Origin of the sequence: Thiocapsa sp. (assembly GCF_022340925.1) — a bacterium.
Taxonomy (GTDB): Bacteria; Pseudomonadota; Gammaproteobacteria; order Chromatiales; family Chromatiaceae; genus Thiocapsa.
This window is the reverse complement of record NZ_JAJDNA010000014.1, coordinates 1-24,744: the sequence shown is the minus strand read 5'-3', so window position 1 is coordinate 24,744 and position 24,744 is coordinate 1. Positions and strand designations below refer to the sequence as shown.

The 24,744-nt window shown below is 65.6% G+C and carries 18 protein-coding genes; 6 read left to right on the top strand and 12 right to left on the bottom strand.

Annotation, left to right across the window (positions count from 1 at the left end):
* Positions 1-3: 3 nt before the first annotated feature.
* Positions 4-858 (bottom strand): pentapeptide repeat-containing protein, encoded by an 855-nt coding sequence (locus LJE61_RS02170; protein ID WP_296917281.1) that lies wholly within the window; start codon positions 856-858, stop codon positions 4-6.
* 417 nt (positions 859-1,275) lie between these two features.
* Between LJE61_RS02170 and LJE61_RS02165 the strand changes: the two genes are divergently transcribed.
* A complete protein-coding gene (locus tag LJE61_RS02165) occupies positions 1,276-2,553 on the top strand; it encodes an O-acetylhomoserine aminocarboxypropyltransferase/cysteine synthase family protein (RefSeq protein WP_296912237.1) in 1,278 nt (425 codons plus the stop codon).
* A 647-nt stretch (positions 2,554-3,200) separates the two neighbouring features.
* A complete protein-coding gene (locus tag LJE61_RS02160; RefSeq protein WP_296912239.1) occupies positions 3,201-3,713 on the top strand; it encodes a WbuC family cupin fold metalloprotein in 513 nt (170 codons plus the stop codon).
* Positions 3,714-3,830: 117 nt separating this feature from the next.
* On the opposite strand, the gene LJE61_RS02155 is transcribed toward LJE61_RS02160, so the two are convergent.
* The 5 genes from LJE61_RS02155 to cysZ form a co-directional block, all read right to left on the bottom strand.
* Positions 3,831-4,769 carry an isoaspartyl peptidase/L-asparaginase family protein gene (locus LJE61_RS02155; protein ID WP_296912241.1) on the bottom strand — a complete coding sequence of 313 codons (939 nt, stop codon included), beginning with the start codon at positions 4,767-4,769 and terminating at the stop codon, positions 3,831-3,833.
* A gap of 124 nt (positions 4,770-4,893) precedes the next feature.
* A complete protein-coding gene (locus tag LJE61_RS02150) occupies positions 4,894-6,009 on the bottom strand; it encodes an ATP-grasp domain-containing protein (RefSeq protein WP_296912243.1) in 1,116 nt (371 codons plus the stop codon).
* A gap of 441 nt (positions 6,010-6,450) precedes the next feature.
* Positions 6,451-9,531, bottom strand: coding sequence for an efflux RND transporter permease subunit (locus LJE61_RS02145; protein ID WP_296912244.1), 3,081 nt, complete (start codon positions 9,529-9,531; stop codon positions 6,451-6,453).
* On the bottom strand, positions 9,528-10,628 hold the full coding sequence (locus LJE61_RS02140) for an efflux RND transporter periplasmic adaptor subunit (protein ID WP_296912246.1): 1,101 nt from the start codon (positions 10,626-10,628) through the stop codon (positions 9,528-9,530). The genes LJE61_RS02145 and LJE61_RS02140 overlap by 4 nt, the downstream gene beginning before the upstream one ends.
* Before the next feature lie 294 nt (positions 10,629-10,922).
* Positions 10,923-12,104, bottom strand: coding sequence for a sulfate transporter CysZ (gene cysZ / locus LJE61_RS02135; RefSeq protein WP_296912248.1), 1,182 nt, complete (start codon positions 12,102-12,104; stop codon positions 10,923-10,925).
* Between the two features lie 1,652 nt (positions 12,105-13,756).
* On the opposite strand from cysZ, the gene LJE61_RS02130 reads away from it, so the two are divergent.
* Complete coding sequence (locus LJE61_RS02130) at positions 13,757-14,812, top strand: DUF2333 family protein (protein WP_296917279.1); 1,056 nt, start codon at positions 13,757-13,759, stop codon at positions 14,810-14,812.
* Between the two features lie 79 nt (positions 14,813-14,891).
* Here the strand turns inward: LJE61_RS02130 and cysC are convergent, their stop codons facing one another.
* On the bottom strand, positions 14,892-15,551 hold the full coding sequence (cysC, locus tag LJE61_RS02125) for an adenylyl-sulfate kinase (protein ID WP_296912252.1): 660 nt from the start codon (positions 15,549-15,551) through the stop codon (positions 14,892-14,894).
* 223 nt (positions 15,552-15,774) lie between these two features.
* On the opposite strand from cysC, the gene LJE61_RS02120 reads away from it, so the two are divergent.
* The 3 genes from LJE61_RS02120 to LJE61_RS02110 are packed head-to-tail and all read left to right on the top strand — an operon-like array spanning position 15,775 to position 20,065.
* Positions 15,775-16,500, top strand: a complete 726-nt coding sequence (locus LJE61_RS02120) for an ABC transporter ATP-binding protein (protein WP_296912254.1) — start codon at positions 15,775-15,777, stop codon at positions 16,498-16,500.
* On the top strand, positions 16,497-18,860 hold the full coding sequence (locus LJE61_RS02115) for an ABC transporter permease (RefSeq protein ID WP_296912256.1): 2,364 nt from the start codon (positions 16,497-16,499) through the stop codon (positions 18,858-18,860). The genes LJE61_RS02120 and LJE61_RS02115 overlap by 4 nt, the downstream gene beginning before the upstream one ends.
* Complete coding sequence (locus LJE61_RS02110; RefSeq protein ID WP_296912258.1) at positions 18,857-20,065, top strand: efflux RND transporter periplasmic adaptor subunit; 1,209 nt, start codon at positions 18,857-18,859, stop codon at positions 20,063-20,065. Before LJE61_RS02115 ends, LJE61_RS02110 begins: the two co-directional genes overlap by 4 nt.
* Here the strand turns inward: LJE61_RS02110 and LJE61_RS02105 are convergent.
* From LJE61_RS02105 to LJE61_RS02085, 5 genes are all read right to left on the bottom strand, one after another.
* On the bottom strand, positions 20,043-20,438 hold the full coding sequence (locus tag LJE61_RS02105; protein WP_296912261.1) for an Aq_678 family protein: 396 nt from the start codon (positions 20,436-20,438) through the stop codon (positions 20,043-20,045). The genes LJE61_RS02110 and LJE61_RS02105 overlap by 23 nt on opposite strands.
* A gap of 20 nt (positions 20,439-20,458) precedes the next feature.
* Positions 20,459-20,785, bottom strand: coding sequence for a hypothetical protein (locus LJE61_RS02100; protein WP_296912262.1), 327 nt, complete (start codon positions 20,783-20,785; stop codon positions 20,459-20,461).
* Positions 20,786-20,790: 5 nt separating this feature from the next.
* Entirely contained in the window at positions 20,791-21,885 is a 1,095-nt protein-coding gene (locus LJE61_RS02095; protein WP_296912264.1) for an ABC transporter ATP-binding protein, read from the bottom strand.
* Positions 21,869-23,515, bottom strand: a complete 1,647-nt coding sequence (locus LJE61_RS02090; protein WP_296912266.1) for an ABC transporter permease — start codon at positions 23,513-23,515, stop codon at positions 21,869-21,871. The genes LJE61_RS02095 and LJE61_RS02090 overlap by 17 nt, the downstream gene beginning before the upstream one ends.
* A 289-nt stretch (positions 23,516-23,804) precedes the next feature.
* Positions 23,805-24,743, bottom strand: a complete 939-nt coding sequence (locus tag LJE61_RS02085; RefSeq protein WP_296917277.1) for a Fe(3+) ABC transporter substrate-binding protein — start codon at positions 24,741-24,743, stop codon at positions 23,805-23,807.
* Position 24,744 lies beyond the last annotated feature (1 nt).

Genomic DNA, 24,744 nt, shown 5'->3' with positions numbered 1-24,744 from the left:
GGGTTATCGGAGATTCTTCTTGTAGGATGGGTACACGGCATTGCGAGCCTTTGAGAAGTTGGCGAATTCCATGGTGACGCTCGCCAGCTCGACCCCGGAAAAATCGGCATTGGTGACATCGGCACGGCGCAAGATTGCACCGCCGAGCACCGCGTCGGTGAAATCGACATCGGTGAGGTTGGCGTTTCGGAAATTGGTCTCCTGTGCCGAGACGCTGCGCATCTTGGCCCCGCTCAGGTCGGCGCCCTCGAAATTGGCGAGATTCACGACGGTGAAGCCGCCGGGGCTGGCGCTGGTCAGGTCCGCCTCGTGCATACTCGCGGCGACCAGGTTCGCATCGTTGAGATGACAGTCGCGCAGGTCGGCGCCGCAGAGGTTTGCCTCGCGCAGGTTGGCACGGATGAAGAGTGCCTTGGAAGCTGTCACGTGGCAGAGATTGCTGCCATGGAAGTCGGTGTCGCGCATGTCTGCATGGCTCAGGCTGGCGCCCTGCAGGTTGGCGAATCGGATGTGGGCATGGCGAAGATCCGCGCGCTCCAGGTTGGCATGCGAGAGGTCCGCGCCATTGAGGGTCGCCGCGCGTGCAGGGCGCTCCGCGCCCAGATGGGCCTGGCGCAGATCGGCCGCGTTGAGGTCGGCATCGGTCAGATCGGCTGCCACAAGGATGGCGTCGACCAGGCGCGCCCGGCTCAACCTGGCCCCGACGAGGTCACTGGACTCGAGGTTGGCGCCCGTGAGGTCGGCATCCCGCAGATCGGCCCCGTTCAGCTGCATGTCACGCAGGTCGGCACCGGCCAGGGAGTCCGCGTCGATCCTCTCCAGGATCTTTCCCGTCTCGTGATGTTTGATCTCGACCATCTGCCCCGTCCTCCGATGTTGTCGTCTGTCGTCAGCGAATAGCGGCTTCGGTTTGCGCAAATCTACCAGAAGCCGCGGACCGGAGTGACGGTCTTGATGTCAAGCAAACCGGGGTTTCGCCCCGCTGTCGTCTCGCGAACCTCGTCCCGGCCGGCTGGGCCGCCTTCGTTTGGCAACCACAGCCGCGTCGGCCAACGGTCGTGTGCCGCTGCGCGACCGCGGATCGACAGCCCGCTCGTCGCTGGCTAACATCGCAGGGCCTCGCCGAACCCCGTGCCGTGCCGCGGGCACTGTCGGACCACCCGGCGCGCGGACCGCGACCATCAAACCACCGCCCAACGGCCGGCGCGCTGCCGCGACAGCGTTCCGTTCCGGAGCGTCGCGGCGACCATAATCAGAACACCACCAGGAGCTACCATGAAGATCGAGACCCTCGCGATTCACGCCGGCTTTGCCCCCGACCCGACCACGAAGGCGGTGGCAACCCCCATCTATCAGACGACAAGCTACGCTTTCGACGACACGCAGCACGGCGCTGATCTCTTCGATCTGAAGGTCCCCGGGAACATCTATACGCGGATCATGAACCCTACCAGCGATGTGCTTGAGAAGCGGGTCACGGCCATGGAGGGGGGCGTTGCTGCCTTGGCTTTGGCGTCGGGCATGGCGGCGATCACCGACGCCGTTCTGACCATCGCCCAGTCCGGCGACAACATCGTTGCGGTCTCGACCCTCTATGGCGGGACCTACAACCTGTTTGCACACACATTGCCGCGGCTCGGGATCCAGGTCCGTTTCGCCGTGCCCAATGACATTGACGGCATGGCAGCGTTGATCGACGATCAGACCAAGGCGGTGTTCTGCGAGTCGATCGGCAACCCTGCCGGGAATGTCGCGGATCTGACCGCAATCGCCGAGATGGCGCACGCTCACGGCGTGCCGGTCATCGTCGACAACACGGTGCCGAGCCCCTACCTCTGCCGCCCTTTCGAGCACGGTTGCGACATCGTCGTCCATGCCCTGACCAAGTACATGGGCGGACACGGCACCACCATCGGCGGCATCCTCGTGGACTCAGGCCAGTTCCCTTGGGCCGAGCATGCGAGCCGCTTCCCGATGCTCAACGAGCCGGACGTTTCCTATCACGGGGTGGTTTACACCGAGGCGCTCGGCCCGGCAGCCTACATCGGCCGCACGCGCGTGGTGCCACTACGCAACATGGGCGCGGCCATCTCCCCCTTTAACAGCTTCCTGATCCTCCAAGGGATCGAGACGCTGCACGTGCGCATGGATCGCCACTGTGAGAACGCGGTGGCGGTGGCCAATTTTCTCAGGGAGCAGCCCCGGGTCGAATGGGTCCGGTATGCCGGACTGCCCGACAGCCCCGATTACCCGCTGGTCGAGAAATATATGGACGGCGCCAAGGCGAGCTCGATCCTGTCGTTCGGCATCAGGGGCGGACGCGAGGCCGGTGCGCGCTTTATCGACGCCCTCAACCTCGCGGTGCGTCTGGTGAACATCGGCGACGCCAAGACGCTGGCTTGCCATCCGGCGACGACCACACATCGTCAGCTGTCACCCGCGGAGCTGGCCCGTGCCGGGGTTTCCGAGGACCTGGTGCGCCTGTCGGTCGGCATCGAGCACATCGACGACATCATCGCCGACCTGGAGCAGGCGTTGGAAGCAGCGGCTTAGGGCAGCGGTCTCGATGCAGTGCGCTTGCCAGGCGCGCCCTAACCCGTTTGGCACAACCTGTCGGGCGCCGTGCTGGTCTCTTGGTGGCCGCGTCGAGCGCCTTGTGGCAGCCGGTCTCAATCGCGGCACAAACCTGAGCGTGCCGATCGAGCCCAGCGCTTGACCCCCAACCGAAAGAGCCGGCCGTCCAAGTGCAACGCAGATCGCATCGGGACTTGGCATCGGGTCCGTCCGATCGGGGCGCGGCGGGCGCTGGATGCGGCGCGACCGGCCGGCCTGGAAGACACCTGGCTGGCGCGCGAGGGCAGGGTCAGCGGATCGGTCAGCGCGATGAGCATGAACGCCCAGGCGAGCTGGGATTGGTCCCGGGGATCTCAACCCTGTGAACCGCCAAGCCCCCGGGGCCGACGTCTGCAAGGGAAGGGCAACCGTTTGTGCCCGGGTGCGCCGCGATTCCACGGCTGCTGGGTTACTGGACGGGCATATCACGCCGGGGAGGGCGCCAAAGGAACGCAGAACCCTCTATCAGCTCGTCGATGTGGCAGGCCCGCAGGGCGGCTGAGGATCGATGGTGAGTTGGCTGGCACCCGGCGAACGGCCGCGCGACCCGACCGCGTTCGCCTGGTTGTCAGCTGCTGGATCACGCGATGAAGATCATCAATACCGCATTGTTCGATGACCTCTGCGAAAGGGCCCTTGCGTCTCCGCGGCGGCGGGCCCATCACCTCATTCACGACTCCCACGGCGAGTCGGTCCAGCGAATCTTGATCGCTATGCAGCCGGGAACCTATGTCCGGCCCCACCGACACCGCCGTCCACCGAAGTGGGAGCTCATTCTCGTGCTGAAGGGGATCGCCGCGTGGATCGGCTTTGACGAGCAAGGGCGCGTCACCGGGCGAACCGAGGCCGGAGCGGACCAGGACTGCACGGGTCTCGAATGTCCTCAGGGAACCTGGCATTCGTTGATCTGTTTGAGGCCCGACACCCTCGTCTTCGAGTGCAAGCCGGGACCATTCTCACCGGTTCAGGCCGAGGACTTTGCGCGTTGGGCTCCGGAAGAGGGCGCGCTGGACGCGGCCGACTGCGTGCGGTGGATGGTTCGGGCAAGGGTGGGTGAGCGCTTTCGGGGGTCGGACGGCTCCCGCCTCGGTTGGACCTGAAGCCTCAGTGTCGTCCTGTGCGGCGCCCGACTGGGATCGCATTCCGGCTCGCTGCCATCGTCGTCCGTGACCGGAGCGTGCCGCGCGAGCGGTCTTCCCCCCCATCATGACAGCCACTCAGAAGCGGCAGACGGTCTCGCCGCCGTGCGCGATCCAGCCGTGGATCATCCGCTTGGTGGTGAAGCCGGCGGCACAGCGGCCGTCCCGGTCGATGACGATGACCCCGCCGCGGCCGGCAACCTTGCGTTTCAGGTAGCTCATGCCTTCATCCGCCGCCGAGTGCGCATCGCCGCCCTTGAAGTCGAGGACGTCGGCGATGGTCTTGGCGATGACTGTGCGCATGAAGTCCTCGCCGAAGCCGGTCGCTGAGACGGCGCAGGTCTCGTTGTCCGCGTACACCCCGGCGCCGATGATCGGCGTGTCCCCGACCCGGCCGAGGCGTTTGTTGACGACGCCGCCGGTGGAGGTCGCCGCCGCGAGGTTCCCCGTCACGTCGCGCGCGACCGCGCCGATGGTGCCGTATTTCTGCGACTCCGCTAGCTCGTCGGCCTCGTCGTGGTCGAGCATGATGCGGTGCTTCAGGCGCGCCTGATCGAGCTGGGCGATGCGCTCGGGGGTGAGGAAGTAGTGATCCGGCGCGAAGGGTACCTTGCAGTGCTCCGCGAAGCGCATCGCCCCCTCCCCGATCAGCATCACATGCTCGCTGCCGTCCATCACCAGGCGGGCGAGTTGGACCGGGTTGGCGATATTGGAGATCCCGGCGACGGCACCGGCGGCCAGGTCGCGGCCGTCCATGATCCCCGCGTCCATCTCCACCCGACCCAGCTCGTTGAGCACCGAGCCGCAGCCCGCGTTGAACAGGGGGTCGTCCTCCAGCAGGGAGGCGCAGGTCTCCACGGCCTCAATGGCGCTGGCCCCGCGGGAGAGGATAGCCCGGCCGTGCTCGAGCACGATGCGCAAGCTCTCCAGGTAGCGCACCGCGGTCCTGTCGTCCTTGACGTTGTCCAGGGCGCCGGCGCCGCCGTGGACCATGAGGGAGAAACGGTCGGTGGGCATGAGGCTCGATGAGGGTCCGCGCGAGAGGTTGTGGGCAGATCGAGGTCGGCCAGGTACGATCGAGGCACCGCAAGCGGTGCCTCATGACGTTTTCGATGCCGCGGGGCGCATGGGGGTGAAGCTATCAGAGTCGTCTCTGAAGCTCCAGGGCAAGGCGCTCCTGCGCAGGGGGCGGGCCGGCCAGCAGGACGAGGAGCTTGCCCACCAACAAGGGCCCCCAGTTGACCAGGATCACCCCCTCCCCACTCGCTGGGTCGTACTCGATGCCGAGCAGGTCGAGCTCGGCCAGGGAGCGGTGCTCGGTGCGGAAGGTGCGGGCGAGCCAGGAGTCGATGCCAAGCTTGCGCGCCACGGCGGTGGGGTAGGAGGCCCCGTTGAACCGCGGGTTGCACTCGATGGCGAGATATTCCGGGCCCTGGTCGCGGTCGATCACGGCGACATCGAAGGCGTATACGCCTCGGATTCCCTCCTGGTGCAGCCACTCCGCCATCGGCTCGACGCAGGACCATGGGGCGTGGCGCGCAGGATAGCGGTTGCCCTGGTGCACCGGCCCCTCCAGCAACTGCTCGGTGGTCGCGATGGGCCGGTAGCCGACGGCGTCCGCCTCGTACTGGAGATTGAGGAAGAGATCGGTGGCAACCTCCGCCTGGATCTGGATCGGAACGCCGGTCGCGAACCGGCTCAACGCGTCGCGCAGCTCCGCCGAATCGGCGCAGCGGTAGATGCCCACCCCCGAGACGGAGACGGCGGCTTTGAGATAGCAGGGGTAAGGCGCTCGTGCAATCTCCGTCGTCCCAATATCTGCCACGTCGGCGAGGCAGAGCGTCCGCGGGACCGGCACCCCCAGCGCCTCCGCCAGGGCCATGAAGTTGTTCTTGGAATTGATGTGCTGCACCACCCCATGCCAGGCCTGGTTCGGGCGCGCCGCATGCTCGGCGGCGCCGAAGAAGAAGACGGAGATCTCGCGATCTGCATGCTCCTCCAGGGCGCGCTGTCTGACATTCCAGATCACCTGCTCGGTGAAGGAGAGTCCAACGCGAGTGTAGTGCGCGCAGATGAAGTCCCACTGGGGCTTGAGTGCGGGGTGGAGCTGGATGATGTCCCCGGGCTCGGTAAGGGCCAGCGCTCGGCCCGAATAGAGGTGATTCCCGGCAACACCCTCCGCTGTGCAGCCCATGATGTCGTGGTTGAAGATCCGGGCGGGCGCGGTGAAGACCGCGCTGCTTGCAAGGGCCATCATCGCCTCGGCTCGCCTCCTGAGTCGGTTATCGTGCGGATACGGACCGCTGTCCCTCCGGCGCAGTCGATCAGCCTCAAGTCAGACAGGCTCTACCCGGGATCCGGCTCCATGTTGGCGTATCCGCGAGCGGATGGTAGGGCAGGGCCCGCGTGGCGCCAGCGTACTTCAGCTAAGCGCAATTCCCGGGCCATCAGATGCCGCCCGAGGTGCCGCCGCCGGGGCCGGGATGCAAGGCGGGCTGTCCGGAACGGATTGGTGCGCTTCCCCTGGGGCTGCACCGGAGAGGTGCGGGGGCATTCGGCTGCGCGGGCGCACCGCCGAGCAGCATCCCGAGCGACCGCGTCGACGGTGTCATCGAGCCGACTGTTGCTCCTCGCCGCGCCTTGCCAGCGTGACGAACTGCTCGCCGTCAGCCTCGCTCAGATGAACGTCAACAGGCTTCTAGGGATGCTGTGCAGCTTCCAGTCCGGGGCGCGGGGCGCCCATCGCCCGGTGTTTCTCGGGCGAAAGGAGCAGGTAGAAGGCCGGCACGACAAACAGCGTCAAGAGTGTGCCGATACCAAGGCCGGTCACGATCACCAGGCCGATGTCGAACCGGCTGACGGCACCCGGCCCGCTTGCGGTCAGGAGCGGGATCATGGCCACCAGCATAGACACCGTCGTCATCAGGATCGGGCGGAGCCGGATCGCCGAAGCCCGCTCGACCGCCTCACGTTTCGAGAGACCCTCGTGCTCGCGGAGCTGGTTGGCGAACTCCACGATCAGGATGCCGTTCTTGGCGATCAGGCCGATCAGGGTGATCAGGCCCACCTGGGTGTAGATGTTGACACTCGCGAACCCGAGGAAGAGGAAGGCAAGGGCGCCGGCGATGGTGAGCGGGACAGACATCAGGATGACGAAGGGGTCGCGCCAGCTCTCGAACTGCGCCGCGAGGACCAGATAGATGATCAGGAGCGAGAGGAAGAAGGTAACCTCGAGCGCGGCGCCCTCGGTCTTGAACTGGCGCGACTCGCCCTTGAAGTCCCAGCGCACGCCACGCGGAAAGAGGGCTGAGGCCTCCTGCTCGAGATAGCTCAGGGCCGCTCCCAGCGGGATCCCGGGCGTCATGACACCGGAGAGGGTGATGGCATTGAGCTGCTGGAACTGGACGCGCTTCGACGGCTCGACCTCGTCGTGGATGTCGACCAGGGCCGCCAGGGGGATCAGGTCGCCGGCTGAATTGCGGACGTAGAAGTCCTGCAGCTCGCCGATGTCGTTGCGGAAGCGCTGCTCGACCTGAGGAATGACCTGATAACTCCGCCCCTCAAGGCTGAACCAGTTGACGTAATCCTCGTTCAGCATCACTGAGAGGCTCCGTCCGAGATCGGCCATGCTGATCCCGAGATCGCCGGCGAGGTCGCGGTCGACGTCAAGGACGGTACGCGGTCGCTCGTACTTGATGTCCTTGCTCAGGAACATGAAGTTGCCGCTGGCCATCGCCTTGCCCAGCAACCGATCGGCAAGCCCATCAAGCTCGACGAAGGGGCGGTCGGACAGGATGACGAATTCGAGCGGGATGCCTCTCCCCGGTGTCGGCAGACTCGGCCGGGGGAAGACGACGGTCTGCATCCCGGTGATTGCGCCGAGCATACCCTGCAGCTGCGGCTGGATCTCCATTTGCGAACGCTTCCGCTCAGAGGGCGGGGACATCTTGAAGCCACCGAAGGTACTGCTCTGGTCACCACCCATACCGGCGATAATGAAGCTTTCCTTGTACTCAGGGAAGGAATCGAAGATGGGCAGCATCTCGTCGATGGCGCGCAGATTGAGATCGACGGTGGCGGTCTGCGGGGTGGTGCCCATGAAGAAGAGGATGCTCTGGTCCTCGGTCGGCGCCAACTCCTTCTTGGTCATGCTGTACATGCCGTAGATGGCGCCCAGCACCACAACTGCGACCAGCAGGGTGACGCCCGGGTAGTCCAACCAGCCGCGCAGCAGGCGCCGATAGCCGGCCGCGAGCCCGCCGAAGGCGTGCTCGACGCGGCGCTCGAAGCGGCTCTGCTCGCTGCCTGCGCGCAGCACGCGACCGGCCAGCATGGGGGAGAGGGTCAGGGCAACGACACCCGAGACCACCACCGCCCCCGCGAGGGTGAAGGCAAACTCAGTGAAGAGGGAGCCCACGAGTCCGCCCATGAACCCGATGGGGGCATAGACAGCGACCAGCGTCGTGGTCATGGCGATGATGGGCATGGCGAGCTCACGGGCCCCATCGAGCGCCGCCTGAATGCCGCTCTTGCCCATCTCCAGATGGCGATGCACGTTCTCCACCACGATGATGGCGTCATCGACCACCAGTCCGATCGCCAGGACCATCGCCAACAGGGTCAGAAGGTTGACCGAGAAGCCCATGAGCAACATCAGGAAGCCTGCGCCCACAATCGACAGGGGCACGGCCACCGAGGGAACCAGGGCGGCGCGGACCGAGCCCAGGGAGAGGAAGATCACGAACAGCACAATCAGCACCGCCTCGGCGAGTGTGGTGAAGACCTCCTTAATGGATTCCTGGATGAACTCGCTGGCGTCATAGGGGACGAACGCCTTGAGTCCCTCCGGAAACTGCTGCCTGAGCTCCGGCATCAGATCCTGAACCCGCGCGGCGACCTCGAGCGGATTGGAGCCCGGGGAGGGCTCGATGCCGATGAAGATGGCGGGGATTCCCTTGTACAAGGTGCTGGAGTCATATGTCTTGGCCCCCATCTCGACCGTGGCGATGTCGTCGAGCCGAATGAGGGTGTCGTCCTCGGTGCGGACCACCAGGCGCCGGAAATCCTCTACGCGGCTGACATCGGTGGTCGCGGAGAGGTCGATCTGCACCTGCTCCCCGCGCAGCCGTCCGACTCCGGCGAGATAGTTGTTCTCCTCGAGGACGCGCGCTACATCATCCCCGCTCACGCCCAGGGAGGCCATCCGAGCGGGGTCGAGCCAGATCCGCATCGCAAAGGTCTGGTCGCCGAAGATCTCGGCCTTGGCGACTCCATCCAAGGCCTGGAGCTGGGGCTGAACGACCCGGATGAGGTAATCGGTGATCTGCGGCAGCGTCATCTCCTCGCTGTAGAAGGCGAGATACATGAGTGCGGTGGAGTCGCCGGTCGTGGAGTCGATGACCGGGTTCTGGGCGGCCTCGGGGAGGACATTGAGGCGGCTGGCGACCTTGGCCTGGATCTCGGCCACGGCTGCGTTGGGGTCATAGTTGAGGCGCATGTTCGCCTCGATGACCGAGACCCCGGCGGTGCTGGTTCCGACCAGGTAGTCGATGCCGTTGGCCTCGGCGATCGCCTGCTGCAGGGGGGTGGTGATGAAGCCCTGGACCAGATCGCTGCTGGCGCCGGGGTAGGCGGTGGTGACCGTGACCACGGTGTTCTGGGTTTCCGGATACTGGCGGATCTCCAGGTCGACGAAGGCCCGGATTCCGAGGATGAGGATCAGGAGGCTGACGACGCTGGCCAGCACCGGGCGGTAGACAAAGATGTCGGTGAATTTCATTCCGGCGCCGCCTCGGACTCGCGCGGCTGATCCGGCTCGACGGTCCTCACCTCCAGCCCGTTCCTGAGCTTCACCTGGCCGGATGAGACGACGCGGTCGCCCGCGGCGAGGCCCTCGATGACCGCAATCTCGTCGCCGCGCACCGCGCCGGTGCGGACCTGCCGGCGCTCGACGATCGTCTTGCCCTCCTCAGCACGGACGACGAAGACCGCATCCCCATAGGTGTTGAAGGCGATGGCCTCGCGGGGGAGGGTGAGCACGGCCTCTTCACGCGGCAACAGGGTCGCCACGCGGGCGAACATACCGGGCCGCAGGGCGAGGTCGGGGTTGCTCAGCAGGGCACGGACGCGGACGTTCCGCGTACCCTGGTCGATCCCCGGGCTGATGACTTGGACGGTCCCGGGGAATGCCCGCTCGGGATGGGCGGAGATGCGTACCCGCACGGCCTGACCGACCGACAAGAGTCCCAGGTGCCGCTCTGGAAGGGCATAGTCGACATAAATCGGGTCGAGCGTCTGGAGCGGGACGATCGGCGAGCCTTCGGGAAGGAACTGGCCAAGATTGATCTGACGAATGCCCAACTGACCGTCGAAGGGTGCACGAATGGTCTTCTTCTCGATCGTCGCCTGCTTCGCCTTGACCTGGGCGCGGGCCTGGTCGAGCTGTGCGCTGATCTCGTCGAAGTCGCCTTGGGCGACGGCACGGTCCTTGAGCAGCGTGCGGTTGCGCTCGACCTTGATCTGCGCAAGGCGCTCGGCGGCCTGCAACCCTTCCAAGTCGGCTTGGTCGACCTCGTCGGCAAGGCGAACCAGCACCTCGCCCCGCTTGACCATGGCGCCAGAGTCAAACTCGATCGCCGTGACCTGACCCGCCACCTCGTTGTTGACCTCCACACCCTGGATCGCCTGCACGGTGCCGACCGCCTCCAGAGTCGGCTCCCAGTCCTTCGGCGCGACCGTCACGGCCGTGACCGTGGGCGCCGGCATGGGCTGCGAGGACAAGGCGATCTGCTCCTCGATCTGGCGGTACTTGAAGTAGGCGAGCCCGCCGATGAGTGCCGCGAGCACCACCAGGACGAGCAGGATACGGGCAAACATGGCGGATCAGTGCCTCTTGATCTGGAAACGACCTGGCGTGCGCGGCGACGGATATCGGGACTGGGCTCGCATGCAGCCGGACTGCGATCATCAGACGGTCGAGACGGCGCCGCGTTCCGTCTGGAGCGCGCCAGCGGCGATCCTGCCACGGCCCAATCAGCCCGGACCAGGGGCTCGCAAGGACTGGCTCGGATGCGAGAACGGCTCGTCTCGGCAACGCGCGAGTATAGGTCTTTGCGGGATGGCCGTGTTGATCCTCTCGGTTCCGCCGCATCGGCCATCATGATCGGACGCTCACTCGAGCAGGATCTGCTTGGCTTCGTTGACCTTCGCGGCCAGATAATCCGACCCGCCGCGGTCGGGATGCAGTCGCTGGATCAGCCGTCGATGCGCACTGCGGACCTCCTGTGCACCAGCATCCAGACCCAGTCCAAGGACCGCCCGGGCCTCGTCGGGGTGCATGCGTTCGGCCGGTGCGGTCGGGGGCTCGCGACGCTGGTAACTGATCGACTCGGTCGTCTTGTACCCGCGCTCGCGCTCCAGGTAGACCTCCAGCGCCTCGGCGGACTCCGGGTCGTTTCGGTAGCAGGTTTGCAGCAGGTCGATCAGATCCTCCGTCGGGATGCCACTGAGCGGTTGGCCCGAGTGAGGCCCTGTCAGCACCTCGCCGCTCATGCCACCGGAGAGGTGATCGATCGACAGCAGGACAGATCGGGTCGCCACGCGGGACTCGCTGGCGCGCTGGTAGTTGCTCGCGCCCCTGAGCTCGCGCACCCACATGGCGGTTGCGCCGGCCACCGCGCTCGGCATGAGGATGAAGTTGACCAAGGGGACCACACTGAGCAGCGCGGCAGCTGCTCCGAATCCAAGGCTCAGCGCGCGCCGCCGGGCAAGACGCTGACGCATATCACGGAATCGCAGGCCGTGGTTGCCCATCGGGTAATCGGAATACTGGACAGCGAGCACCCATGCGGTATAGACGAACCACAGGGCTTGGCCCACGAGAGGGACGAACAGGAGCACAAGAAAGGGGATCGCCAGGGAAAACGCGTAGATCAGCTTCCTGATCTCGTCGATCAGGCTCGGCAGGATCGCGGCGGACAGCGTCGCAAGGCTGCTGTTCTGATCGAGCGGGCGACCCGTGAGGATCTGCTCGACCTTTTCGGCGAGGAGGCCGTTGAAGGGGGCGGCAATCAGGTTGGCGACCAGTGCGAATCCGTTGAAAACGACGACCAGGAGAACCAGGACGAACATCGGCCAGAGGATCCAGTCCAACCAGCCGAGCCAGCCCGGTAGGCGCGATTGCAAGGAGTCGACCAGGTGCTCGAACAGGGTCACGCCGGAGTAGACTGCGGCTGAGAAAAGCAGGACATTGATCGCGAGCGGAATGACGACGAAGCGCCGAAGTCCCGGCCGGATGATCAGCCGGACCCCTGCGAGGAGATATCCGGCACCTGCGAGAAGGTTGGTCGGCATTGAGGGAGCGCGTTGTTGGAGCCTTGCCGGATGTCGTGAACTGCGCCCGAGGCATCGCTCGTCCGACCCCAGATAGGCCGCGCCGAGCAGTTGACAGTCCGGGACTCGCATTGAAGAGGACCGGTGCAGTATACCTTGGGGTGCCCGGTTGCGCGGCCTCGTCCATGTCATTCTCCCTTGAACCGCCGCGCCCATTCAGGCAGCCTAAGCAGGTTTTTCAGACAACAAAACACGCGAAGCCACCCGAACAAGAGGATCAGCCTGATGAAAGAGGTCGTGGCCATGCTCGACGAGGCGCGAGCAAAACTGGCGGCTATCGATATCGGTAAGACGTCCGTCTGGACGGTGGGCGTTTTGACTGTGCTTGGGACCCTGTACGTCACCCTTGCCGACCCTCTGGCGGCGCGCCAGGGTCAGCTTGATCCGGCGCAAGTCGCTGCCAACCTCGCCCCGATCGGAAGCCTGACTTTGGCCCAGCCTGCCGCGCCGCCGAGCCCTCAGCCCGAGACGGCTGTGGCCGAACCCGCGCCGACGCCATCAGCTCCGCCCGGCCCGGGACCCGCCGCCGGGGCGGTGGAGGCGGGGACCGCGTCAGGCCCCGCCGCCGGGTCGGTCACCGAAGCCCCTGCTGAAGCGCCACCGGTGCCGGAGTACAGGATGCCGCACTTCGCTCCGCTGCCGGCGCCGGATGTCGTTCCAGAGATACCGGAGGCGGAGGGAGTGGCGGCCCCGGAGCCCGAGGCGACTGCCACGCCCGAGGGCGTGGCGGCCGCGGCTGCGGCCCCGGAGCCAGAGTCCGCCGCGACGGCCCGGCCTGAGACAGCCCCGCCCCCGGAGGCTGAGGTCGTTGCAGGCGAGCCCGAGCCTGCACCAATGACCGCCGCCCCCGCAGACGAGGCTGGTGCCGTCGACACCGCCGCGCCGGCTCCGGTGCAGCCTCCGAGGGCATTTGGGGCACCACATTTCGCGCCGCTGCCCGCCCCGCACTCGATGACTCACCCCGCGACCGAGGTCGAAGCGGGGCTGGCACACCCGACCCTACCCACGAGTCCCGAGGCCGGCCCTCTGCCTGCAGCCCAGCCGGCCGGCCTCGGTGCAGAGTCGGTCACTTCGGTCGAGCCCGCTCCCCTAGTCCCGGTTGACGTGCAGCTCGTGCCCGAGACGCCCGCGCAGGCGACGCAACCGGTTGCGCCGGCCCCTGCTGCCGTGGCCGAGCCGGCGGCGCCCGAGGTTCCCGCTACCCTTCAGCCGGGAGCAGCCGAGAGGCCGGAATCATCCGCCGAGTCGTCTTCACACGCGGCGCCCGCGGAGGCGGAGCCGCTCCCGACAGAGTCCACTGCGCCGCGTCAGCCTGCTGACACCGTGCCGCGCTGGATGATGCATTTCGCCCCCATGCGCTAACGGTCGCCCCACGCGCTGGCCGCCCGTTCGGGAGCCGGCGTGTGGGCTGGATCCTCACCTCCGCTTTCCCCCTGATCACACACCTGTCCGGCGCGGTGTGGCGTCTTGGCTCAGGCGAGTCCGGGGATCACGAGGAATGCGCCTTTCCACCCTGTTGACGCGTGGGTGCCGCTGGCTGGACCTTGCTCGAGATTAAGCGGAGAATGCCGCCGCGAAGGCTGAATTCCCCCTGAGCCCCTACGGAGACAACGATGGATAAGGCGCAACTGCCCAAGACGGTCACCAAGGTCGTCACGCTCTATGATCCTCGGACCTGGCGAGAGAAAGGCTTGTGGTGGACCCTCGGCCTCTTTCTCCTGACCTATCTGGTGGTCATTTCCATCCTCGCGATCATCTGGTCGCGATCGCCGGCAAAGTTCGACGTCAACGAGCGGGCGAAGGAGCTTGCAGGCGGCGACGAGACGAAGCTCGTGACCGGCACGCGGACCACAGCCGCTGCCATCGGTATCGCCGAGACCCTGTTGAAGAAACCCGGCGGCTATCTCAGCAACGACATGACGCCGCCCGGCGTCTTCCTGGACAACATCCCAAATTGGGAATTCGGTGCCCTGACCGAGCTGCGTGACCTGAATCGGGCGATGCGCAACGAGTTCTCGCGCTCACAGACCCAATCGGTTGAAGATGCCGATCTACAGATCGCCGAGCCCCAGTTCAGCTACGACTCGGAGTCCTGGATCCTGCCATCGACCGAGTCGGAGTATCGCCGCGGCGTCCAGGCCTTGTATCGTTACTTTGACCGTCTCAGCGACGATAGGGCCGGAGACGGACAGTTTTTCGCACGTTCTGACAATTTGCGGTCCTATCTGGCGGTGGCGGAGAAGCGTCTCGGGAGCCTCGCACAACGCCTCTCCTATGCCGTCGGCCAAGCCCAGCTGGACATCTCGCTCGCGGGTGATCCAAACGCCCAGCAGGCGCGCCCATCCCCGCAGGAGGCCCAGAACAAGACCCCTTGGCTCAAGATCGACGATGTCTTCTTCGAAGCGCGCGGCTATACCTGGGCGCTCCTTCACAGCCTGCAGGCGCTGCTAATCGATTTCGAGCCGGTGCTGCGTGACAAAAACGCCCTGGTCTCACTCAAGCAGATTATCCGCGAGTTGGAGAACACCCAGAATCCCATCTGGAGCCCGATGATCCTGAACGGCACCGGCTTCGGCCCTATGGGTAACCATTCCCTGGTCATGGCCTCCTATATCTCGCGGGCGAATGCCGCGATCATCGATCTCCGCAACCTGTTGGAAAAGGGCTGAGCTTGAGAACGGCAGCGGAACGGACTCGCTCCACTGCCGTTTTCGTGTCACATCCGTGGCTCTGGGCAGCGAGCCGGCCTCAGGCAATCGACGGGATGATGCCGCGGTCCACCAGGTAGCCGATCACCTCGTCGGCCAGGATTTCAGGGGCTTTCTCACTGGCATCGAGCCGGAGCTCGGGCGCCAGCGGGGCTTCGTAGGGGTCATCAATCCCAGTGAATCCCTTAATCTCGCCCGCCCGCGCCTTTTTGTAGAGTCCTTTGGGGTCGCGGGTCTCGCAGATCTCGATGGGTGTATCGACCAGGACCTCGATGAACTCGCCTGCATCCATGGTGCGGCGGACGCGATCCCGATCCTGTCGGTACGGACTGATGAATGCCGTGAGGGCGATGATGCCGGCTTGGGAGAAGAGCTGAGCCACGGCGCCGATCCGCCGGATGTTCTCTTCGCGGTCGATGGCCGAGAATCCCAGACCAAAGCGCTCCGCGAATGACTCGCCATGCGTTTCCCGGAGCATGCCGGGTCCTGCATTGAGCGCATGGCGTACATTGTCGCCGTCCAACACGGCGCTGTGCAGGCCAGCGCGGTGCAGCTTGTGATCGAGCGTATTGGCGACCGTGCTCTTGCCCGAGCCGCTCAGTCCGGTGAACCAGATGACACAGCCCTTGTGTCCCTTCATCGCTTCGCGTTCGAAACGAGAGACCTGATGCTCGTGCCAGGTCACATTCGTGTCATTCATCGTCTAGCCTCAGTCCAGTGTGTAAGGAAATCCGTTAACGATAGGCAATGATTATGCCTGTTCTATTCCGACGGTGCCAGGGAATGGCCGATCGCCTGCGGCGCTGCGGCCCCAACCGCTTGGAGCCTGCGTCCCTGCGAGAGGGTGCCTGTGCTGAAACGAGCTCCACGCGCATCCTCCGCTCGGCACTGTCTGCCGACCCGGTCCGCCGGTATCAGGTCGAATGAATCACCCGGGTGTCCCGGCGGCTCCGGTCTTCCAGGCCCGCGGCATCACCAAGGTCTACCTCATGGGCGAGGTGCGGGTCGAGGCCCTTCGCGGCGTCGATCTGATCCTCTATTCGGGCGAGCTCGCGGTGCTGCTCGGCGCTTCGGGCAGCGGCAAGTCAACCCTTCTCAATATCCTCGGCGGCCTGGATTCCCCGACAGCAGGTCAGATCATCTTCGACGGACTGGACCTGACCCGCCTGGACGAGCGTGGGTTGACTGCGTTCCGACGCCAAACGGTGGGGTTCGTCTTTCAGTTCTACAACCTCATCCCGAGCCTGACGGCGCGTGAGAACGTGGCCATCGTGACCGAGATCGCCCAGGACGCCATGACCCCGGAGGCAGCCCTTGAGCTGGTCGGCCTGAGCCGGCGGATGGACCATTTCCCCGCGCAGCTCTCTGGTGGCGAGCAGCAGCGCGTCGCCATCGCCCGGGCGGTTGCGAAGCGCCCTCGCGTGCTGCTGTGCGACGAGCCCACGGGCGCGCTCGATTCGAGCACCGGCGTCGTCGTTCTGGAGGTCCTGGAACGCATCAATCGCGACCTCGGCGCCGCGACGGTCGTCATCACCCACAATGCGGTGATCGCTGACATGGCGGACCGCGTCATCCAGTTCGGCGACGGGCGGATCCTTGCCGAGCGGACCAATCCGGTCAGGCGATCGCCGCGGGATTTGAGCTGGTGAATGCCCTGACCCGCAAGCTGCTGCGCGAGGCTTGGCGGATGCGCGGTCAGGCCGTTGCGATCGCCGTCGTCATTGCCGGCGGCGTTTCGACCCTGCTGATGGCGCTTTCCTCGCTGGATGCTCTGACCCTCACCCGTAACGCCTTTTATCGGGACTATCGCTTTGCCGACCTGTTCGTCACGCTAGAGCGTGCGCCCGAGTCACTGCGTGAGGAAATCGAAGCGATCCCAGGCGTGCAGCAGGTCGAGACCCGAGTGGTTGCAGGCGTCAATCTGGATATCCCCGATTTTGACGATCCGGCCACCGGGATGCTGATTTCATTACCCGATGGCCGGAATGCAGCGCTGAATCGCTTGTATATCCGCGAGGGGCGACTTCCGGAGCCGGACCGTGATCGGGACTTGGTCGTCAGCCAAGCCTTCGCCGATGCGCACGGCTTTCATCCGGGCGATCAGTTGAGCGCGATTATCAATGGCCGTCGCCAAGCCCTTGAGATCGTGGGTATTGCCCTGTCTCCGGAACACATTTATCAGATCAAGCCAGGTGATCTCTTCCCGGATTTCGCACGCCACGGCGTGCTTTGGATGAACCGAACCCAGCTTGCCAATGCCTACGACATGGACGGGGCCTTCAACAGCCTGACGGTCAGCTTGCGCCGCGAGGCACGCATCGGCGACGTGATCGAGCGACTGGATCTGCTGTTGGCCCCCTACGGCGGGCTCGGCGCGATTCCCCGCGAGGAGCAGATCTCGGATCGTTATCTGAGCTCCGAGCTTGACCAGCTGGGAGCCATGGCCAGGCTGTTCCCGGCGATCTTCCTGGGGGTTGCGGCCTTTCTGCTGAATGTCGTCTTCGGGCGTTTGATCGGCACGCAGCGCGAGCAGATTGCCATCCTCAAGGCATTCGGCTACACCAATCGGCAGATCGGACTCCACTACAGCCTGTGGGTGCTGCTGATCGTCGCGCTGGGTCTGACGATCGGATTGGCCGCTGGCACCTGGCTCGGCCGACAGATGGCCGAGCTCTATCGCGGCTTCTTCCATTTCCCGTACCTCGACTTCTGCATACGTCCCGCGACGATCATCATTGGCATACTGGTCACCCTGTTGGCCGGCATTGCCGGTGCGCTTGCCGCGGTGCGTCGTGCGGTGCTGCTGCCACCGGCCGAGGCGATGCGCCCGGAGGCGCCGCCGGTCTTTCGTCCGACGCTGGTCGAACGTCTGGGTCTGCAGCGCTGCTTTAACCAACGCACCCGAATGATCCTGCGCAATATCGAGCGACGTCCGTTCAAGGCGATGTTGTCCGTAATCGGCATCGCCATGGCGTGCGGGATTCTCATGGTAGGGCGTTTTCAGGAAGGTGCGCTTGACTACCTGATCCAGGTTCAATACGGGTTGGCACAGCGGGATGATCTGGCACTGACGTTCGTCGAGCCGACCTCGCGCCGGGCCATGCAGGAGCTGGCGTCCTTGTCCGGCGTCTACCGCGTCGAGCCGGTGCGAGCCGTCGCCGTTCGGCTCCGTCACGGCCCAGCCAGTTACCTCAGCACCGTTCAGGGGATCGAGTCGCCGTCCATCCTGAGACGGGTCCTCGATGACCGGCTCGGGCCGGTAGAGCTCCCGCCGGCGGGATTGGTCTTGAGTGATTTCCTCGCGGGCGTCTTGAATGTGCGTCCAGGGGGGCGGGTAACGTTGGAGGTGCTCGAGGGTCGGCGAGACGTCCTTGAGGTGCCGGTCACGGGGGTGGTTCAGGAGCTTATCGGGGTTGCCGCTTACATGGACCTCCAGGCATTGAACAGGCTCCTGAAGGAGGGCCGCGCGATATCCGGCGCCTTGCTCGCGGTGAGTCCGGGAAACCGGGAGGCGATCGTCGCCTCAATGAAGGAAACGCCACGCGTTGCTGGTGTCACGGATCGGCTCACGGCAGTGGAGAGCTTCACTGACTCGATGGGGCAGATCGTGCTGACCTTCGCCTTCATCAGCACCCTGTTGGCCGGAAGCATTGCCGTGGGGGTGGTCTACAGTAATGCGCGGATTGCGCTCACCGAGCGGTCTCGGGAGCTGGCTAGCCTTCGGGTGCTTGGGTTCAGCCGCGGCGAGATCGCTTACGTCCTGCTGGGGGAGCTCGCCTTGATCACGCTGGCGGCGATCCCGGTCGGGTTCATCATCGGGACGGCTTTGATTGTCGGTATCGTCCATGGGGTCGAGTCCGATCTCTATCGCATTCCCCTGGTCATCGTGCCGAGTGTGTACGCGTTCGCCGCGACCGTCGTTGTCCTGGCGACCCTGTTGTCGGGGTTGATCGTCTCTCGACAGCTCGGTCGTCTCGACTTGTTGTCGGTCTTGAAGACACGAGAATGAACCGGGATCAGGTCACCAGGTGGCGACGCGCCGTCCCCTATTTGACCGTGGCGGGATTGCTCGCAATCCTGTTCTGGGGCTTTCGTCCGGTGCCGATCCTGGTGGATGTGGAACCTATCGCCCGCGGGCATTTCGAGGTCAGTCTAGAGGAGGAGGGCCGGGCCCGGGTCGTCGACCGCTATGAGATCTCCGCGCCCATTGCCGGGCACGCACGGCGTCTCGCCCTGGAGGTCGGCGACCCGGTGGCGGAGGGTGATCTGGTCGCGACCCTGGATGCCCCGGCATCGCCGGCACTCGATGTGCGCAGCATCGAGCGGGCGCGGGCTCGGGTTGCCGCTGCCGAGGGTTTGTTGGCTGCCGCAGGCGAGGGGGTCAAGGCCGCCGAGGCCGAAGACGCGCTCGCGCGCAGCGAATATGCACGGCTTCGGCCGTTGGGCCGACAGGGGATGATCTCGGAGAGCCTGGTCGAGCAGGCTGAGGCCGAAGCCAGGAGGGCGGTGGCAGAGCTGGCGTCGGCGCGCTTTCGGATGCGCGTCGCCGACTGCGAGCTGGAGGCAGCGCGCACTGAGCTCGCCTACGCGGGCCGACAGGACCCGGAGGCCAGTGGCGTCTTGGAGCTGCGCTCGCCCGTGGCCGGGTTCGTGCTGGGGCGGTACTTCGAGAGCGCGCGGGTGGTTCAGCCGGGGGAGCCGATTCTGGTCATCGGCGATCCCAGCCGTCTCGAGGTCGAGGTGGATGTCCTGTCCGCCGATGCGGTGCGGATCGCCCCGGGTCAACGGGTTTGGCTCGAGCGTTGGGGCTCGCCCCATCCGCTGGAGGGGCGGGTCAAGCGGGTCGAACCCACCGCCTTCACAAAGATCTCCGCACTGGGCGTCGAGGAGCAACGCGTCTGGGTGATCGTGGAGATCGTCTCACCGACAAACGACTGGGACCGTCTTGGGGATGGCTATCGAGTGAATGCCCGATTCATCCTGTGGGAGGCGGAAGGGGTGCTGCAAGTCCCGACCAGCAGTCTGTTCCGCCAGGATGAGGCGTGGGCGATGTTCGTGATGGAGCAGGGGCGGGCTCACCTGCGCGAGGTCGCGGTGGGGCGCCGGGGCGGGCTCGTGACCGAGCTGCTCGGGGGTGCGGACGCGGGAGAACTGGCGATCGTCCACCCCAGCCGTGAGGTGCGCGACGAGGTCAGGGTGCGGACTCCCCGGTGAGCGAGAAACGGGTCTCGACCCTGCCGCCACAGGCGACGACGCACTCGTCGTACCGGGTCTCGCAGATCACCAGGTCCGCACCCAGGCAGATCTCGGGCTGCGGGCAGAGTGCGCCCGGCGTGGCACGGCACGCATTCAGGTCCGCCGTCAGCCGGTCGTGGTGAGTCCGGCATTCTTCTTCCCGTCCGTGTTGGCGCTGCTCGCACTGCGCCTTGTTGAATTCGCATTGCGCCATACAGGTTTGCGCCCCGGGATCGGTGGGCGGAATCAGCTGCCGCTCGCGAAACTGGCTCGCGCAACCGGAAAGCGTCGGAACCACCAAGGTGCAAGCCAAGAGGAGACCAGGCCACGGGGAAAGGTTAGAGCGTTCCATCTGAGATCCCAGGTTGAGCATCAGGGAGACTTACCGCCGCGGCTCGAGCCACCAATCACAGCCGGCATGGCTGCATTGATGCCCGCGCCGATTGCGAGCAAGGCGGGATTCAACGTAGGCGACTCCAAACCGAGCAGCCCGGCCACATTGCTCACGCAGGGCCTCCATGGTAGCGCAAAGAGGACCCGAAGGCTGCCGGTCGGGGGGTTGCCACCGAACGAGGGCAGGGCAACAAGGATGGCGGCGGCGAGATCGATCAGGATGAGATTGCGCAACATCGCCGGGATCGCCGGAGCCGAGGCGCCTGGCGGATCGGGGACGTGTGGCGTGACGGGCTTTCCTGCCATGTTGATCATTGACCGACCGGGTCAGCGAGGGAGGCGGGCCGAGAGGGCTCGTCGGTCTCGCACGGGAAGACCACCAGATGGTCTGCCTCGAGCCGAATCCCGATCTCCTCTCCGATGGCGTGCTGATGATGGCTCGGGACGAGACAGAGGACCTCGGTCCCGCTCGCGAGCCGGAGTTGATAGAGATACTCCGCCCCTCGAAACGCTCGCTCCACCACGACCGCCCGCCTGGGACTGGTCTCGTCATAGAGCATGTCGTCCGGCCGGATCAGCACCTCCGCCAGTGTCCCCGGCGAGAGACCGTGCGGCTTGCTTCCGGCGACTCGGCCCAGCTCGGTCTTGACGCGAGTCTCGTCCACGACAACGGCCGGGAGGAGGACGCCTTGGCCGATGAAGTCGGCGACGAAACGGTCCGCGGGCTCATGGTAGAGTCCGAACCCGGTCCCCCATTGGCGGACGCGGCCGTTTGCGATGACCCCGATCTGGTCGGCCATGGCGAAGGCCTCAAGCTGATCGTGGGTGACGAGGATCGCCGTCACGCCTTCACGCTTCAGCAGATCCCGGACCTCGCGCGCAAGCTGCTCGCGCAATTCGGCGTCGATGCTGGAAAAGGGTTCGTCGAGCAATAAGATCTGCGGGCGCGGCGCCATGGCGCGGGCGAGGGCAACGCGTTGCTGCATGCCGCCGGAGAGCTCATGCGGATACTGGTGGGCCGCGTGACGCAGACCCACCAGGTCCAGGAGCTCGGCAACACGCTGACCGCGTTCGGCCCGCCCGAGCCCTTGGAGCCCGAACGCGACGTTGCGGGCCACGCTCAGGTGCGGGAATAGGGCGAAATCCTGGAAGACCATGCCGACTCGGCGTTGCTCGGGCGGGAGCGTGCTCCAAGGCGCGGAGACCCGGTGCCCGTGGAGCAGGATCTCGCCGTGACTGATCGGCTCGAAGCCGGCGATGGCGCGCAGCAGCGTCGTCTTCCCGCAGCCGCTCGGCCCGAGCAGGCAGCCGATGATTCCTTCTTCCAGGACGAAGGAGACCTCGCGCACGATGGTGTTGTCGCCGTAGGCGACGCAGACGTCTCGAACCTCAAGCTGTGTCGGCATTGCGGGACTTAGTGATGGACCGGCTGAGCAGGATAACCGGAAGCAGCCCGGCGAGCACGATGGTCAGCGCGGCGGGTGCGGTATCGGCCAGGCGTTCGTCTGAGGCCAGCTCGTAGGCGCGGACCGCGAGGGTATTGAAATTGAATGGCCGCAGGATCAGGGTTGCCGGGAGCTCTTTGAGCACATCGACGAAGACCAGCAGGACGGCCGTCAGCAAACTCCCGCGCAGCATCGGGATGTGCACGCGTCGCAACACCTGACCCGGTCGATAACCCATGGCCCGGCTGGCCTCGTCCATCGACGGCCGGATCCGGGCAAGACCCGCCTCGACCGTCTGGAGCGCGACGGCGAGAAACCGTGTCAGGTAGGCGAAGATCAGGGCCGCGAGCGTGCCGCTCAGCAGGAGGCCAGAGGAGATGCCAAAGCTTCGGCGCATCCAGGCATCGAGCGTGTTGTCGAACCAGCCAAAGGGGATGATGACGCCGATGGCAATCACGGTGCCCGGCACCGCATACCCGAGACCGGCCAGCTTGACCGCAGTGGTCACCTGGCGGGTTGGATGGAGGCGTCTGCCGTAGCCAAGCAAAAGGGCCAGCAGCAAGCACAGGAACGCGGCCACGGACGCAAGCTCCAGGCTGTTGAGGACCAGGCGCCAAAAAGCGGCATCGTAGGCGCGGTCGGCGGTCGTCATGGCCCAGCTGGCGAGCTGCGCGGCGGGGATCACGAAACCGAGCATCACCGGGATGAGGCAGAAGCCGATGGCCGCCCCGGCGCGCCAGCCGCCCAGCGGATAGCGTCGAATCGACTGATGACGCTGGCTGGTGTCGTGATAGCGGGCCTGGCGGCGCGAGATGCGCTCCAGGGCGATCAGGGCCAGGACGAAACCGAGCAGCATCGCCGAAAGCTGTGCGGCTGCTGCGGCATTGTCCAGTCCGAACCAGGTGCGAAAGATACCGGTGGTGAAGGTCTGGACCCCGAAATAGTGCACCGTTCCGTAGTCGGCGAGGGTCTCCATGAGGGCAAGCGTCAACCCCGCGACGATCGCGGGACGCGCCAACGGCAGGGCGACAACGAAGAAGGTCCGCCAGGGTCCGTTGCCGAGCGTGCGACTCACGTCCAAGACGCACAGCGACTGGCTGAGAAAGGCGGCGCGACTCAGCAGGTAGACATAGGGATAGAGGACCAGCGCGAGCATCACCGCGGCACCCTCGAGGGAGCGGATCTGCGGGAACCAGTAGTCCCCGACTCCCCACCCGCTCCAGCTCCGCAGGGCGGTCTGCACAGGGCCCGCAAAATCGAGCAAGCCGGTGTAGGTGTAGGCAATGATATACGCGGGCATCGCCATCGGCAGGATCAGCGCCCACTCGAACAACCCGCGGCCGGGGAACCGACACATGCTCGTCAGCCAGGCGGTTCCCACACCCCCGATCAGGGTGCCGATGGCAACGCCGAGCATCAGCAGGAGCGAGCTCGCGACATAGTCAGCGAGCACGGTGTCGACCAGATGCTGCCAGACATCGCCCGAGGGCACGAAGAGAAAACCGATGATCACCAGCACCGGCAAAGCCAGCACGAGCGCTGTCGCAGTGACCCCGGCGGTCCAGAGGCCGCGTTGCCCGTTGCTGCTCAAGATTGCCTCATCAGTCGGATGGTCTCCCGGTTTTCCTACGGGCGTTTCGTCGACTCACGCAGAGGCGGCTCTGCGGGAGGCCTTCCGGTTGGCGATGCGGAGGTGGCCGCAATCCGGTCGATTGGAGCCCGTGAACGGGTATGGGTACGGTACAGGGGTGGGATCGCCCTGACTGCGGGCGACCGGGGTTCGGCACCGCGCGTGGACTCAAACCTGCAAAGGTCTCTCGGTTGAGTTGAGCGATGAGGCCGCGCGCGGCCTCATTATCGCTGCTCCCGCCGCCTTGCGTCTATTTCCAGCCCGCGCGGTCCATCAGTCGCACGGCGTCCGGGCCGAGCTCGCCGAGCTTCGAGAGCTGCAAGTCATCGGCCTTAAACGTGCCCCAGGACCGGAGGAGCTTGCTGATCTCGGCATCCTTGCGTATGGGGTACTCCCCGTTGACCTCCGCATACCAGGCCTGTGACTCGGGACTGGCCAGGAACTCCATGAGCTTGAGCGCTGCCTCCTGGTTCCTCGCCGAGCGGGTCATGGCAATCCCGCTCACGTTCACATGCGCGCCGCGACCGTCCTGGTTGGGCCAGAGGACACGCATCGCCTCGGCCGCGGTGACCTGACTCGGATCACCCGAGGTCAGCATGCCGACGAGGTAATAGGTATTCGCGATGGCGATGTCGCACAGCCCGGCCGCTGCCGCCGCGATCTGGTCTCGGTCACCACCCTGAGGGGGGCGTGCCATGTTGGCAACCAGCCCTCTGGCCCATGCTTCGGTGGCCTCGACTCCGTCCGCCGCGATCATGGACGCGACCAGCGATTGGTTGTAGACATTGTCGGAGGAGCGAACACAGATGCGTCCCTTCCACATGGGGTTGGCGAGATCTTCGTACGTCGAGAGACTGCCCGGCTCCACCTTGCCGTCGACATACATGATCGGGCGTGCGCGCAACGAGAGTCCGAACCAGTGGCCGTCCGGGTCTCGATAGGTCGCGGGGATCGCCTCCGTCAACGCCTGACTGTGGACCGCTTGGGTCACCCCCGCCGCGCGCGCCCGGTGGAGGTTGCCCGCGTCGACCGTCACCAAGAGATCGGCAGGCGAGTTGATCCCCTCGCTCTGCAGACGCTTGAGCAGGGTCTCGGCCTTGTCTGTCACCATGTTGACCTCGACCCCAGTCTGCTCGGTAAAGCGATCGAGCAAAGGCTTGATCAGCTCCTCCTTGCGGGCCGAGTACAGG

What these genes read in the sequence shown, in the direction of transcription:
- LJE61_RS02130 (WP_296917279.1), top strand. Translation starts at nt 13,757, where the DNA reads ATGGATAAGGCGCAACTGCCCAAGACGGTCACCAAGGTCGTCACGCTC.
- LJE61_RS02165 (WP_296912237.1), top strand. Translation starts at nt 1,276, where the DNA reads ATGAAGATCGAGACCCTCGCGATTCACGCCGGCTTTGCCCCCGACCCG.
- LJE61_RS02095 (WP_296912264.1), bottom strand. Translation starts at nt 21,885, where the DNA reads ATGCCGACACAGCTTGAGGTTCGAGACGTCTGCGTCGCCTACGGCGAC.
- LJE61_RS02110 (WP_296912258.1), top strand. Translation starts at nt 18,857, where the DNA reads ATGAACCGGGATCAGGTCACCAGGTGGCGACGCGCCGTCCCCTATTTG.
- LJE61_RS02100 (WP_296912262.1), bottom strand. Translation starts at nt 20,785, where the DNA reads ATGGCAGGAAAGCCCGTCACGCCACACGTCCCCGATCCGCCAGGCGCC.
- LJE61_RS02155 (WP_296912241.1), bottom strand. Translation starts at nt 4,769, where the DNA reads ATGCCCACCGACCGTTTCTCCCTCATGGTCCACGGCGGCGCCGGCGCC.
- LJE61_RS02105 (WP_296912261.1), bottom strand. Translation starts at nt 20,438, where the DNA reads ATGGAACGCTCTAACCTTTCCCCGTGGCCTGGTCTCCTCTTGGCTTGC.
- LJE61_RS02170 (WP_296917281.1), bottom strand. Translation starts at nt 858, where the DNA reads ATGGTCGAGATCAAACATCACGAGACGGGAAAGATCCTGGAGAGGATC.
- LJE61_RS02160 (WP_296912239.1), top strand. Translation starts at nt 3,201, where the DNA reads ATGAAGATCATCAATACCGCATTGTTCGATGACCTCTGCGAAAGGGCC.
- LJE61_RS02150 (WP_296912243.1), bottom strand. Translation starts at nt 6,009, where the DNA reads ATGATGGCCCTTGCAAGCAGCGCGGTCTTCACCGCGCCCGCCCGGATC.
- LJE61_RS02120 (WP_296912254.1), top strand. Translation starts at nt 15,775, where the DNA reads ATGAATCACCCGGGTGTCCCGGCGGCTCCGGTCTTCCAGGCCCGCGGC.
- cysC (WP_296912252.1), bottom strand. Translation starts at nt 15,551, where the DNA reads ATGAATGACACGAATGTGACCTGGCACGAGCATCAGGTCTCTCGTTTC.
- cysZ (WP_296912248.1), bottom strand. Translation starts at nt 12,104, where the DNA reads ATGCCGACCAACCTTCTCGCAGGTGCCGGATATCTCCTCGCAGGGGTC.
- LJE61_RS02145 (WP_296912244.1), bottom strand. Translation starts at nt 9,531, where the DNA reads ATGAAATTCACCGACATCTTTGTCTACCGCCCGGTGCTGGCCAGCGTC.
- LJE61_RS02140 (WP_296912246.1), bottom strand. Translation starts at nt 10,628, where the DNA reads ATGTTTGCCCGTATCCTGCTCGTCCTGGTGGTGCTCGCGGCACTCATC.